Annotated in this window: 7 protein-coding genes and 2 pseudogenes; 4 read left to right on the top strand and 5 right to left on the bottom strand. The window is 39.1% G+C overall.

Going from position 1 to position 14,622, the window contains the following annotated elements; all coding sequences use genetic code 11:
- The 3 genes and pseudogenes from H6F47_RS23600 to H6F47_RS28210 form a co-directional block, all read right to left on the bottom strand.
- Positions 1–170 (bottom strand): annotated as a pseudogene (locus tag H6F47_RS23600) (4-hydroxyphenylpyruvate dioxygenase); the annotation flags it as partial.
- 211 nt (positions 171–381) lie between these two features.
- Positions 382–663 (bottom strand): annotated as a pseudogene (locus H6F47_RS23595) (VOC family protein); the annotation flags it as partial.
- Positions 664–1,435: 772 nt separating this feature from the next.
- The gene (locus tag H6F47_RS28210) at positions 1,436–8,221 is read right to left on the bottom strand and encodes a S8 family serine peptidase (protein ID WP_190651261.1); all 6,786 of its coding nucleotides are present in this window, start codon (positions 8,219–8,221) and stop codon (positions 1,436–1,438) included.
- 327 nt (positions 8,222–8,548) lie between these two features.
- On the opposite strand from H6F47_RS28210, the gene H6F47_RS23585 reads away from it, so the two are divergent.
- Positions 8,549–9,556, top strand: a complete 1,008-nt coding sequence (locus H6F47_RS23585; protein WP_190651259.1) for a helix-turn-helix transcriptional regulator — start codon at positions 8,549–8,551, stop codon at positions 9,554–9,556.
- Between the two features lie 1,159 nt (positions 9,557–10,715).
- Here the strand turns inward: H6F47_RS23585 and H6F47_RS23580 are convergent.
- Positions 10,716–11,660, bottom strand: coding sequence for a putative 2-dehydropantoate 2-reductase (locus H6F47_RS23580; protein WP_096568456.1), 945 nt, complete (start codon positions 11,658–11,660; stop codon positions 10,716–10,718).
- Positions 11,661–11,781: 121 nt separating this feature from the next.
- Between H6F47_RS23580 and H6F47_RS23575 the strand changes: the two genes are divergently transcribed.
- The 3 genes from H6F47_RS23575 to H6F47_RS23565 all read left to right on the top strand — a co-directional run bounded on the left by H6F47_RS23575 (position 11,782) and on the right by H6F47_RS23565 (position 13,579).
- Positions 11,782–12,183 (top strand): fasciclin domain-containing protein, encoded by a 402-nt coding sequence (locus H6F47_RS23575; RefSeq protein ID WP_190651257.1) that lies wholly within the window; start codon positions 11,782–11,784, stop codon positions 12,181–12,183.
- Positions 12,184–12,578: 395 nt separating this feature from the next.
- Positions 12,579–12,920 (top strand): hypothetical protein, encoded by a 342-nt coding sequence (locus H6F47_RS23570; RefSeq protein WP_137667269.1) that lies wholly within the window; start codon positions 12,579–12,581, stop codon positions 12,918–12,920.
- Positions 12,921–13,126: 206 nt separating this feature from the next.
- Positions 13,127–13,579, top strand: a complete 453-nt coding sequence (locus H6F47_RS23565; protein ID WP_190651255.1) for a DUF29 domain-containing protein — start codon at positions 13,127–13,129, stop codon at positions 13,577–13,579.
- 133 nt (positions 13,580–13,712) lie between these two features.
- Here the strand turns inward: H6F47_RS23565 and H6F47_RS23560 are convergent, their stop codons facing one another.
- Positions 13,713–14,408, bottom strand: coding sequence for an HAD family hydrolase (locus H6F47_RS23560; RefSeq protein ID WP_190651253.1), 696 nt, complete (start codon positions 14,406–14,408; stop codon positions 13,713–13,715).
- Between the last annotated feature and the right edge of the window lie 214 nt (positions 14,409–14,622).

The following is a 14,622-nucleotide window of genomic DNA, read 5'->3' as shown; positions in this document are numbered from 1 at the left end:
AAGAAAAAAGTAGGTTCATTAAAAATTGGCTGGGTGAAAATCTGCAATAGTAAAGCTTCTAAAGGTGCATCTTGTTGAGAGTCTACCAAAATTTCTTGTTGTGCGATCGCCTGTAATTCTTCAGGTGATAAAGGCAATTCTAAACGTTGTTGTAATTGTAAATAGGGGTTGCTGAGAAAGTCTTTCCGTGAGGGCATAGGAGTCAGGAGTCAGGAGTCAGGAGTCAGGAGAAGATTTGAAAATTTCTTTGCCATCTCTTGAAATCCCAAAAAATGCACACTTTTTCCGGTATACCCTTCAAAACCCTTGCACTAATTTCTGTGTTTATCAGCCTCTAACCTTTGATATATCAAGGTTTTAGGTTTATTCAGCAAACCCTAAATAATAGCTTTTGGGAACAGAGAGAAAAGATAAACCAGCAGCCCGAAAACGAGCGATCGCATCAATTAAATTTGCAGCTTGTAAAGCAATATGTTGCACACCAGAACCACGATTAAATGCTAAAAATTCCTGGATTTGGGAATTAGCAGAAGCAGGTTCATTAATTGGTAATTGTACCTTACCATTAGCAGAAATCATCACCTGACTATGCAAACCAGAAAAATCAGTTTGAATATTAAAACTTTGTTGGGGTTGAAAATCAAGAATATTCTGATACCCAGAAGTGTTGAATGTTAAGATTTTGAGGATATTGTCTAAGTTGTGCATTGGTATTGGTGATACCAAATTTGAGCAATTAATGACTCTATTCTCAATGGACAATGGATTTTACCTGGGTAAAATGCAAAGATTGTAAAGTTTTATTGCAGGATTCAACACTTGTGCCATTAATCCTAGCCATAGGATAGTTAATACCCAGCGGATCTTGTGTATTAGAGTTTCAGTTATACGATTAAACATGATTATTCGGTACTTGTTATGCTAAATTACTATTGGGTAAAAAAGAACAGGTAACGGGGAACAGGGAAAAATCTTTAATTTTTTAGTTTTTTAATAGGAATAATAATCATTGATACAGCTATAAGCAGAGTTTTTTCTATGAGGTACTACTTCTTATATGCTGATAATAGCTATCTATTGTTACCTCTGGAGTCGGAAAAGTCGGATCTCACAGTCGGAAAAGTAAGGGAGGGGTAGGTAATAGGTTGGGGTTAGGGGTTGGTTAGAGGTTGTTTGAAAAGTCTTTCATGGTGTATCAAATATTTTGACCCCTCCCTAACCCTCCCCTTGTAAACGGGAGGGAACTGGATTTTTATTGTTTCCCCCTTTTACAAGGGGGGAGGGGTAGCAATGTGATTAAAATCACAGTATACTACTTTTAAAACATCCTCTGAGACTTTTATCTACCTTGCCATGATCCGTATTATGGTGAGGCGACTTGCTTAAATTTTGACTGCCAAAAACTTTTCAAACACCCTCTAAAAGATACCAAGAACTAGACTAAGGTAGTGGTAAAGTTACTCGTTCCCAAAGTACCTGTAAAACCTGTCACCTCAACAATGGCATCATCAATAGCAATAAAGCCGGCTGTAGCATTATTAATAGCCACAAAGGTACGACTACCAAAGGAGAATTGAGCAGCAGAGTTAGCTGCAAAAGTAGCGGTAGTTAACTTAGCAGCAATACCAGCAGCATCAAGAGTAGCTACAGTTCCCACATTATTGAATGTGGTACGTGCAGTGGCAACAACAAACAAATCATTACCAGCGTTAGCATTGAAGTCGGTAATCACATCAAAGCTGTTGAAGACGGAATCAGCTAAGTTGCGGTAGTCAAAACGATCAACTCCCACTCCTCCGGTGAGAGTATCTTTTCCAGTTCCCCCAGTCAGCAAGTCATTACCAGCACCACCAACAAGGATATTATTACCAGTGTTACCAGTAAGAGTATTATTACCAGTATTACCAGTACCGTTAATCGCTGCTGTTCCTGTTAGGGTCAGGTTTTCAATGTTGGCGAGAGTGGCAATAGTAAAGGTGACACTCGATTCAATGGTATCTGTACCTTCTCCAGAAAGTTCGGTAATAGTGTCCGTTGTAGTATCAACAATGTAAACGTCATTACCTAAACCGCCAATTAACGTATCAATCCCAGCACCACCATGGAGGGTGTTATTACCAGTGTTACCAGTCAGGATATTATTACCTGTGTTGCCAGTAAGAGTATTATTACCAGCATTACCAGTACCGTTGGCTGCTGTTCCTGTTAGTGTCAGGTTTTCAATGTTGGCGAGATTGGCAATAGTAAAGGTGACACTAGATTGAATGGTATCTGTTCCTCCATCGGCATTTTCGGTAATGGTGTCAGTGGTGGTATCAACAATGTAGGTATCGTTGCCTAAACCGCCAATTAAGGTATCAATCCCAGCACCACCATGGAGGGTGTCATTTCCTGCACCACCATGGAGGGTGTTATTACCAGTGTTACCAGTCAGGATATTATTACCTGTGTTGCCAGTACCGTTAATCGCTGCTGTTCCTGTTAGGGTCAGGTTTTCAATGTTGGCGAGAGTGGCAATAGTAAAGGTGACACTCGATTCAATGGTATCTGTACCTTCTCCAGAAAGTTCGGTAATAGTGTCCGTTGTAGTATCAACAATGTAAACGTCATTACCTAAACCGCCAATTAACGTATCAATCCCAGCACCACCATGGAGGGTGTTATTACCAGTGTTACCAGTCAGGATATTATTACCTGTGTTGCCAGTAAGAGTATTATTACCAGCATTACCAGTACCGTTGGCTGCTGTTCCTGTTAGTGTCAGGTTTTCGATATTTGCAGATAGAGTATAGTTAGTGGTGCTGTAAACCGTATCCGTGCCTTCGTTGGCATTTTCTGTAATGATATCACTGCTATTATCAACGTAGTAAGTATCATTACCATCACCACCAATTAAGGTATCAATCCCAGCCCCACCATCAAGGATATTATCGAGTTCGTTACCTGTGATGACATTATTACCAGTATTACCAGTACCGTTAATTGCTGCTGTTCCTGTCAGTGTCAGATTTTCGATATTTGCAGACAGAGTATAGTTGGTGGTGCTGTAAACCGTATCCGTGCCTTCGTTGGCATTTTCTGTAATGATATCACTGCTATCATCAACGTAGTAAGTATCATTACCATCACCACCAATTAAGGTATCAATACCAGCCCCACCATCAAGGATATTATCGAGTTCGTTACCTGTGATGACGTTATTACCATCATTCCCAGTACCATTGGCTGCTGTTCCTGTCAGGGTGAGGTTTTCCAAATTTTCCAACAGAGCATAGTCAGTGGTGGTGTAAACAGTATCCGTGCCTTCGTTGGCATTTTCGGTAATGGTGTCATCAGTAGTGTCAACATAGTAAGTATCATTACCTAAACCACCAATTAAGATATCAATACCCCCACCCCCATCCAAGGTGTCATTACCTGATGCACCGTCAAGGGTATTATCAGCAGCGTTACCTGTGAGGACGTTATTAGCGGCATTACCTGTGCCGTTAATTGCTTCTGTTCCTCCTAGTGTCAAATTTTCGACGTTAGCAAGAGCCGCAAGACTATAGGTGACACTGGTAGAAATAGTATCTGTTCCTTCGTTGGCATTTTCGGTAATGGTATCAGTTGTCGTATCTACAATGTAAGCGTCATCACCCAACCCACCAATTAAGGTATCAATACCAGCACCACCATTGAGAGTGTCATTACCTGATGCACCGTCAAGGGTATTATCAGCACTACTACCCGTAATGACGTTATTACCAGCGTTACCAGTACCGTTAATCGCGTCGCTTCCTGTCAGGGTGAGGTCTTCGATATTTGCAGACAGAGTATAGTTAGTAGTGCTGTAAACAGTATCCGTGCCTTGGTTGGCATTTTCGGTAATGGTGTCACCAGTATTGTCAACATAGTAAGTATCATTACCATCACCACCAATTAAGGTATCAATACCAGCCGCACCATCAAGGCTATTATTAGCACTGTTACCTGTGATGACGTTATTACCAGCGTTACCAGTACCGTTAATTGCATCTGTTCCTGTTAGTGTCAGGTTTTCGATGTTGGTTAGGGTGGCTATACTGAATGTGACACTAGATTGAATGGTATCCGTGCCACCCCCTGCATTTTCGGTGATGATGTCAGTGGTGCTATCAACACTGTAAACGTCATTACCTAAACCACCAATTAAGGTATCAATACCCGCACCACCATCAAGAGTGTCGTTACCTGCTCCACCATTGAGGATGTTATTAGCACTGTTACCGATGAGGACGTTATTACCAGCATTACCAGTACCGTTAATTGCTGCTGCTCCTGTTAGTGTCAGGTTTTCGATATTGGTTCTGGTGACAATATTAAAAGTGACACTAGATTGAATAGTATCTGTACCACCCCCTGCATTTTCGGTGATGATGTCAGTTGCACTATCAACAATGTAAACGTCATTACCTAAACCACCAATTAAGGCATCAATACCCGCACCACCATCAAGGGTGTCGTTACCTGCCCCAGCATTAAGAGTATTATTAGCACTGTTACCAGTGAGGACGTTATTACCAGCATTACCAGTACCGTTAATCGCTGCTGTTCCTGTTAGTGTCAGATTTTCGATGTTGGTTATGGCACTAATACTAAAGGTGACACTGGATTGAATAGTATCTGTACCACCCCCTGCATTTTCGGTGATGATGTCAGTTGCACTATCAACAATGTAAACGTCATTACCTAAACCACCAATTAAGGCATCAATACCCGCACCACCATCAAGGGTGTCGTTACCTGCCCCACCAGTAAGACTATTATTAGCACTGTTACCCGTGAGGACGTTATTACCAGCGTTACCAGTACCGTCAATATTTGCTGTTCCTGTCAGGGTGAGGTTTTCTACCCCCGCTGGTAGGGTGGTAGTAACATCAGCCGTGAGGGTATCGGTGATGGTTGTAGTTACAGTTGTGGTTGTACCCAAGTTGGCATTGGTGGGAGAAGACAGGGTGAGAGTAAAGGTTTCATCTGCTTCGTTAAGGTCATCATTGAGAATGGGAATATTGATGACTTGACTGGTAACACCAGGAGCAAAAGTTAAAGTTCCGCTAGTGGTAGTATAGTCTGACCCTGCTATAGCCGTATTACCAACAGTGGCATATTGAACAGTAATCGTTTGAGTGCTGGCGCTGGAAAGAGTCACAGTGTAAGTGACATTTTGGGGACTGGTGTTGCCTTCTGCTACCGTTTGGTTAGCACTCAGGTTAATACTGGGTAGATCATTATCAGCAATATTGACTGTGGCACTAGCTGATGTGCCGACGGTGTAGCCTGTTCCCGATGTGACGGTGAGGATGGCAGTTTCTGCTCCTTCGACAAGGGTGTCATCAGTAACGTTCAGGTTGACTAAGGCTGTGCTAGAACCTGCGGCAAAGGTAACAGTAGTCGGAATGGTTGTGTAATCTGTGCCATTGGTGGCTGTTCCGGTCAAACTGACGTTAACCGTTAAGCTACTGGTGATTGGACCAGTGCGGGTGAGGGTGTATTGTCCTGGGTTGGCAGGTTCGCCGGCACTAGCATCGTTCGCTACTACTGTGATTACAGGTAAAGTGGGAGTAGTAGAAGTTCCAATCAACAGAGACCAACCGCCCGCAATACTTCCCGAATCACCACCCGCGTCATCCATAACGTAGAGACTCCAATTCCCGTTGGGGTTGGTATTGTTAAAGACAGAAAAGTCTGTACCATAGGGACCAACGGGGGCTGGAGAGTTAAATAAGTCTCCAGATACAAAATCTGTTGGCTTATAGCTACCACTGGTAATCTGGCTGGAATCAGGCAGGTTAGCAGTAGCTGTGGGATCGAAAGTCAAAGTCACGTTCTGTAAATAAATACTACCGCCTACATCAGACATCAAGATGGCTTTCGCACCAGTCGGACTAACTAACAGCACATCAATGTCATCAGACCAGGTGTGACTAAGATTCGTTAATGTGACTTTGAGGCTCGTAATGTTACCAGTTAATCCTGAAACATTGATAATTGAAGGATAGGGATTACCTGCACCAGAACTGGGAATGGTAATATTATTAGGGTTGGTGAAAATTGGTAAAGTTTCTTCCGAAACAATAGTTCCAGTTGCCGCACCCGGAGAACCACCGATATAACCCGTGCCGGAATTAACTGTTATGTTTACCGTCTCATTCTGAATTTCTGCTAATGTATCAGCAATCGGATCAACCACAACCGTTGCAGTTGTCGCATTAGCAGCAAAGGTGACAGTTCCCAGTTTCGTCGTCGGATTAAAGGTGACAGCACTACCTGTTAATACGTTGTAATCGGCCGGGTCGCTTCCCACCGGGGCGGCGTTTGCTATGCCACTCGCCCCGAAGTTAACGGTCAGGGGAGAACTTAGGTTTAAATTGGTGCGAGTAAAGGTATAAACCAAGTTAGTCGCACCGTCTTCTTGAACAGTGGCAGGACTGACACTGACAGTTACAGAAGGTAAGTTAGCTGCCGCCAAAGCATTAAAAACATTGAGGCGTTTTCCAGAAACCGTTTTCCCTGCTAGAGCCGCAATAGAATCCCCCGTGTTCATCAAGGTATTTTTAACCTGCTGTGCCGTCCAGGTGGGATTTTGAGACCAGACTAAAGCCGCAGCCCCGGCAACGTGGGGACTAGCCATTGATGTGCCAGAAAGAGTTCCATAACTGTTGTTAGGCAGGGTGCTATAAATAGCTGAACCTGGTGCGCCTAAGTCCACACTGGTCAATCCATAGTTGGAGAAGGAAGACAGGCTATCAGTGTTTGTGGTGGAAGCAACAGAGATAATATTAGCTAGGTTGTAGGCAGCGGGATAGGAGGGGCTTGTGTCAGTGTTTTGTCCACTATTACCCGCCGCCGCAATAAATAAAGCTCCCTGTTGTCCGGCGGTATTAATCGCATCATACAAAGCTTGGCTATAGCCGCCACCCCCCCAGGAGTTGTTGGTTATTTTCACGCCCTTGGCTGTGGCATAGTTAATTGCTAAAATGGCATTGGAAGTAGAACCCGAACCAGTATCGTCCAAAAACTTCAGGGGCATAATCTTGGCATTCCAGGCCACCCCTGTCACACCAACGCCGTTATTACCTTTACCAGCAATGGTTCCCGAAACATGGGTTCCGTGGCCATCAACATCACTGGGGTTGTTGTCATTATAGGCAAAGTCCCAGCCGCGAATATCGTCTATATATCCGTTATTGTCATTATCAATGCCATCATTGGCGATTTCTCCTGGATTAGTCCAAATGTTGCCTACTAGATCAGGGTGGTTATAATCAACTCCTGTATCAAGCACTCCTATGACCAGGTTGGGATTGCCTGTTTGGATATCCCAGGCTTCGGGAGCGTCAATATCTGCATCAGGAGTACCGCCACTTTGACCTGTGTTATGTAGTCCCCATAGTTGATTAAAACTGGGGTCATTGGGGAATGTAACTGCTTTGGTGACAATATAATCTGGCTCGATGTACTGGAATATGGGATTATTTTTGTGTGTAGCGAGGGCAGTTTCTACAGAGGTTTTTCCAGATAATGTCCATATTTGCGCCCCTGTCAGCTTAATTGTCTCTGTCTTGAATACTCCCAGGGTGTTTTTAATCTCATTGGCTTGGGTGGTATTGATTCCGTCCTTGAATTTAACAATCAGTTTATTACTGGCATAAGCTGGTGGGTTAGGTGTATATTTTCCTACGGTATCTTGACTATTTCCGTTTGAGATGATAGGTGCAATTTCTAACGCTGGAGATGCTTCAATCAATCCAGTAGTGTATTCTAATACCCAGTCTCCACCTGATGCAGTATTACCAGTCAAGTCATCAGATGCAGCTACATCTGCCCCAGTCAACTGACTAATTTGCTGGACAAAAGTTTTACCGGCTGAACCCTGAGCAACATTGGAACCATACAACAGAATATCTCCTGTGGCGGTGAGAGATTTACCCCACTGCTGCAATTGTGATGTGTAACTGCTGAGGTTTGCGGAGTTGAGGACAGTTGAACCAAGTGATAAACTACCTTCTGCCCCTTGAGAAATAATCTGAAGGCTATCAATGTTTGTAAGTCCTGATAAATTCTGAGTAATTTGCTGAATACCGTCCCGGTTGCCGTCGAGAAGAAACAACAGTGTACCAGGTTTAACGCTATTAACTATATTTTGATAGTCTGCAACATTGGGATCAATGAAAACAACGCTTTTAGTAGATTCTGCCATGACTATAATCCTGTTATTGAGTTGACGGTAAAATTTGCTATTTCTATGGATTATAACTAACTGCGTATCGACTTGCGTATCAAGAAATATTGACTTAATTACAACTTAATTACAACTTAATTACAACTTATTCTGACTTAGATAATTTCTCCGTTGGAAATAGCAAAATTTTTGACTTACTAACCTTTGCCATCTATCTACAGATAGATTGTGATCAAGAATAAATAATGAAAGAATATTATCTATAAAAGTCCGAAGTTTAACAAAATTCCCACTCAAAACTCGATTATTTCCATCAAAGGGTAAATTTTCAGATTAAGATTATTTATGCCAAGGTCACTCAGGGTTCATCACGACTATATTGATAAAGTTAAAATAGCAATTACACTCAATGGATACCCCAACCAAAAAGCATTAGCTCATGACACAGGATTGTCTCCTACGACAGTGAGCAGTTTCATCACTGGTAAACCTGTTGACTATACAACCTTTGAAGAACTATGTCGCACATTAAACCTCGACTGGCGAGAAATTGCTATCACTAATGAGGATGTACCCTTCAACAAAACCACAGTCCATACAAATATTAAAAAAGATATATTAAGTCAAGATTGGGGAACAGCAGTTGATATTTCAGCATTTTACGGACGCAGCGAAGAACTGACGCAGCTAAAGTCATATATTTTACAAGATGGCTGTCGCTTAGTCGCAGTAGTAGGTATGGGAGGAGTTGGTAAAACTACCTTTGTCACCCAACTAGCACAACAAATTCAAGATCAGTTTGATTATGTTTTTTGGCGTTCAGTACCTACCATCCCATCCTTTGATGATATGATTACTGATATGCTCTGCCTAATTTCCCATCACAAGGAAAGTAAACCAGACATAAATCACCTAATTCATTATTTCCGTAACCATCAATGTCTAATCATCTTGGATAACCTAGATACAGCTTTAGATGCAGGTGATACTGAATATAAACATTTCCTAGAAATAATTGCAGAAACAAACCATCACAGCTGTGTAATTTTTACTAGTCTAGAGAAACCTATCGAAGTCGCTTTTTTGGAGCAGTGGACATTATCAGTACGTTCCTTGACTTTGTTGGGTTCATCAGAAGTAGCCTTTTCCCTGCTCCAATCAAAACAACTATTGGGAACAGATGAACAAAAGTATAAATTATGTGATCTTTATGGTAATAATCCACTAAAAATTAAAATTGTTTCTCATACAATTATTGACTTATTTAATGGTGATCTTGAGAAATTCCTACAACAAAATACTTTATTAGTTAGTAATTATATTAACAGCTTGCTGAGACAGAGTCCAAAATAATTCATAATTCATATCATAATTCATAATTCAAATATGCAGACAAGAATATCATTGTTGAGCTAAATATAAACAAAAGTTATGTTTTTGCGTTAATAGTTTTGATATACATAAGTCAACACAATTGAAGTTAAGATTTATTACAAAATAATTGAGAATTATTTTTATTAATTAACGAACTTGCAATACTTTCAGCCATTTGCTATAATTTGGGCAAATTTCATAATTGGGTTTTTATTGCCAATTTTGCATCTATCAAAAATCATGCTGCTACAATCCTTTATTTATAGTAGTTTCAGAAATTAACAGCCAAAAACAATACAACAACTTACAAAATAGCAGCAATTTGAGAGATCAATTTAGCGAAAAAATATCTAATATTTTGATATACCTTGATAGTAGCAAAAATGTACTATTGACAAATTAAAGAGTTTATGGTATGTGAGGTTGATTTTTGCTGGTAGGGTAGGGGTTTAGCAATGCTAAACCCCTACTATCTGTCTAAGCATTCAGCAGTCAGTCATCAGCCATCAGCTATGAACCTGGAATATTGAAATCCCAAGAATGAAAAGAAACAGATACAGATAATTTTCCTGAAATTAAAACCTCTGAATCTTTGCTTTTGTAGTTATCGGCTGATTACTGAATACTGATAGCTGAATGCGTACCTCTGATCAAGCTTAATATCTTTCCTATTTATCCTTCATTAAATATTTAAAATTCTTCTGAATAAATTTACTATCATAGTGCTGACTGGACACATATCTGGATGAATTGATTATCTAAGAGCTATGTAGGATATAGGACTACTATTTGATTTTTGAAAAAACTCCGTACACCCAAATCATCTCAAACCCTATTCCCTATTCCCTATTCCCTATTCCCCGCCTCCACGGAAAATTTATAAATCAAATCGGAACACTATATGTTCTGTCAAGTAGTTCATCAACCTGGAAAGAATAACTCTTATTGATGTAAGAAATAACTTTGAGTATCAATTATCTCCAAGGAAAAATATCTCAAAGTTTGATCTCAAAATTTGCTCTCATCATTATCTTCCAGATATATTATTTTCATAGTAGAGGACTTTTCTAGTGGCTACAAGTCACCTCAATCGTAAACAAGTAATTACTACCTCTAAACAAATGTCACCTGTCACCTGTCACCTGTCACCTATATTTCTATTATCCAAAAATTTCAATTGTTGATATAAACAACGAATCAACGGTAAACTCACATCATGTTCTGCTGCTATTCTTAATGGGTTGCCAACTATTGCTTCTACTTCCAAAGGACGATTTTCATCAAAATCAATTTTCATGCTGGTGCGGTAGGGTTTCATTTTCACAGTATAATCTAACATTGTTTGAATAAAACTGTCAGGAATTATCCGCCCTGTACTTTTTGCCCCTAATTGTACTTCCTTCATCAATTGTTCAACTAATGTCCGAGTGTACATATCCGCCATTATTTCATCTGTTGTGGCATCCAAAATGACGGATAACCCATTATAGGGAATATTCCACATCAATTTTTTCCAACGTCCTAATAATAAATCTTCTGTTAATTCTATTTCAATTCCAGCATTTTCAAAGTCTTGAAAAATTGCTTTCATTCTCTCTGTAATTCCTACAGCATTATAATTAGTCGCATATTCACCCAAGGTAATTTTTCCATAGTCTAAATGATGTATATGTCCTGGGGCAATTTTGTTAGAACACAGAAAACATAAACCGCCTATAATATTAACGTTGCTGACAATTTGGGCAATTTCTGTTTCTATGCCTAAACCATTTTGTAATACTAAAACTATGCTATCATCTTTAACTAATGGTGGTAATATCTGTGTTAATATATGGTTTTGAGTGGTTTTTATTGACACAACTACCACATCGCAGCTAGGCATTTTCTCGACTTGATTGTAAACTTGCACTTGGGGTAAACGAAAGTCACCGTCTTTAGATTCAATAGTTAATCCATGTTTTATGACTTGTTGATAGTCGCTATTAACTAAAAAATGGACTTCATTACCAGCTTTTTGGAGTTTAGCACCGTAAAAACCGCCTAATGCACCTGTTCCTACAATTGCGTAACTTAAATTACCCATTTTATCTATAAAGGAATCTTACAAAAATCATAAGTTGTTATTTTACCAGGATTTTAACGTAATAAAACTTAAACATGATTTACTATTTTGTATAACCTTCAACAGATATGAGGTGACATGAATGGCTGATATTGTTGATATTGCAGTTAGTGCTGACAGTTTTAAAACTTTGGTAGCTGCTGTGAAAGCTGCGAGTTTGGTGGAAACTTTAAAAAGTCCAGGTCCTTTTACTGTGTTTGCACCTAATGATGATGCTTTTGCTAAGTTACCACCTGGTACAATTACCACTTTAGTACAGAATATTCCCCAGTTAACCAGAATTTTAACTTATCATGTCGTTCCGGGAAAGTTGACTAAAGCGGATTTAGCTAAACTGGGTACTGTGACTTCTGTGGAAGGTTCACCGATTAAAATTAATTGTGAAGATGGTTTTGAGGTGAAAAACGCCACTGTTATAGCAGCAGATATTGAGGCTGATAATGGTATCATTCACGTTTTAGATACTGTAATTTTGATGGGTTAAATATTCAGGAGTCAGTAGGGGCAAACCCCCTGTGGTTGCCCTGTAATTTTGATGGGTTAAATATTCAGGAGTCAGTAGGGGCAAACCCCCTGTGGTTGCCCGTAAAGGAGTCAGAATGTTTAATTTAATAGACATCGGGTGAAAATTATGGTAGGGACAATTCATGAATTGTCCCTACTTTATAAGTATCTATGGCTAGGTTGTTTTTTGGTTAATTCTTTAAATTATGTAAAATAATTCAGATGATTACTCACTATTGCGCTAAGGTAAATTAAGACCACTAAATTAATAAATAAATGTTTCACTGGTAATTTAACTGGTAATTTAACTGGTAATCAAAATTTTCAACATAAGCTAACCCTATCATCACACCCTATCATCAGAAGTTCAAATTAATGCTCGATTTCCACACTTTAGCTGAATTTTCCCGTGCCAACTGTGCTGGTATATGTGCATTTCTCGTACCTGCAAATATTTTGGCTACTTTGTTAACAATTATCCTCACATTCTTAAACCGTCCTAAATTGCAAATATGGCAAGCTGCTGGTTTTGCAAGTATGTTTGCTTTGGTGATGATATTCCACGTCTATACTTGGTTTATGATTGGTGTGGTGATGTTACCAACTTTTATTTTACTAGGTTTAGCAATTACTTGTTTGTTGGCTAATTTAATTGCTATTATCTGGCGCAGTAATGCTTTAAAATTGGGTTATTTCTGGAAGTCTATAAAAATTTAATTGATTGATTTATTCATTATCTGGGATTTTTGAATAGATTTTTGAATAGATTTTTGAATAAATTTTTGACTTAGATAATTTTGCTCTTTCCTATGCCTGATTTGGAAGATGTGAGAGAGCGATAAATTATTGAAAATTTACTTATGTTTATTTAAGAATTTATTGTATAATGTAATTAATATCAGATAAAGTCAGGAGAAATTTATATGCTGACTGAGACCACGACAAAATTATATGATCAAGATTTTTACTTGTGGATACAAACTACAGTCAAATTGTTAAGTGAAGGAAAGCTAGAACAATTAGATATTGAGAATTTGATTGAAGAAATTGATAGTATGGGAAGGAGAGAAAAGAAAGAATTAAAAACTCGCCTAATAGTCCTAATAGAACATTTATTAAAACTGCAATATTGGACAGAAGAAAAAGATTATAATGCTAGAGGTTGGCGTAATACTGTTGTGGAACAAAGAAGACAAATAGCTTATAGTTTGGCAGATAGTCCTAGTTTGAAATCTATATTAAATGATGTATTTTTAGAATGTTATCAAGATGCGAGAAATGATACTTTGAGGAAATATGAACTACCTTCAGAACTATTTCCTGAAGATTCACCTTTCTCTTTATTGGACGTTATAAATGCAGATTTCCTACCTTAAAATTGAGTTGTAAGTTGAGTCTTAAATTGAGTCTTAAATTGAGTCTTAAATTGATTGCGATCGCCACCTTTTGGGTAGCTATCGCTTTGTGAATTACAAACTAATTAAAAACTAATTAAAAACTAATTAAAAACTAATTTCCAAGCTTCATTTCTGAGAAAATAAAATCTACAGCAGCTTGTAAATTGGTAACAATTAAATCAGGTTGATAAGATTGTAATTGAGTGCGATCGCGGATTCCACTTTCTACACCTATCATCTTCACACCGTGTTTTTTAGCTGCTGTGATATCCGCTTCTGTGTCTCCCACCATCCAAGTTTCAGCACCGGGGGGAAGTTCTTTAATAGCTTTGGCCATTAACAGTGGTTTATCTTCAATATCACGGGTTTTTACATAATCGTTACTTAAACAATAACGTCTATTTTCTGGGAAGAATTGCCCTAAATTATACTTATCAAAAGCATAATCTAATTCTCGCACTCGGCGCATAGTCATGACAACTAAATCAACTCCTGCTTGTTGCACTTTGGTTAAAGCATCTAACGCACCAGGAACGAGAACATCATATTGAAAATAGGGTTGGGTGTGTACAGTTTGCTTACGAATTTTTGCAAATTCCTCCGCTTGTTCTGCATTTAAACCCGATTTTAAAGCAACTTCTTTTTCAGGAATGTGCGATCGCTTGAGTTGCCAAAATTCCGCTTTAGAAAGTTCTCTTACTTGTTGATCAGGATATTTGGTTTTTTCCAGACAAAGTTGATAAACTTGATAGTACCTTTCGGAAACGTCCATGATTGGACCATCAAAATCTGTAATCAGTCTCAGCATCAGTTTTGTTCATGGTAATTTTTTCATCATTATCTCAGGAATTGGTGATAGTTGACAGTTGACAGTTGATAGTTGATAGTTGACAGTTGATAGGGAAACATAAAATTGATTACCCAGTCACCAATCACCAGTCACCAGTCACCAATCACCAATCACCAGTCACCAGTCACCAGTCACCAGTCACCAGTCACCAGTCACCAGTCACCAGTCACCA

The sequence above is a fragment of the Sphaerospermopsis sp. FACHB-1094 genome (genome assembly GCF_014696195.1).
GTDB lineage: Bacteria > Cyanobacteriota > Cyanobacteriia > Cyanobacteriales > Nostocaceae > Sphaerospermopsis > Sphaerospermopsis kisseleviana.
The sequence above is the reverse complement of the archived record's forward strand: the minus strand, read 5'-3'. Positions and strand labels throughout refer to the sequence as shown.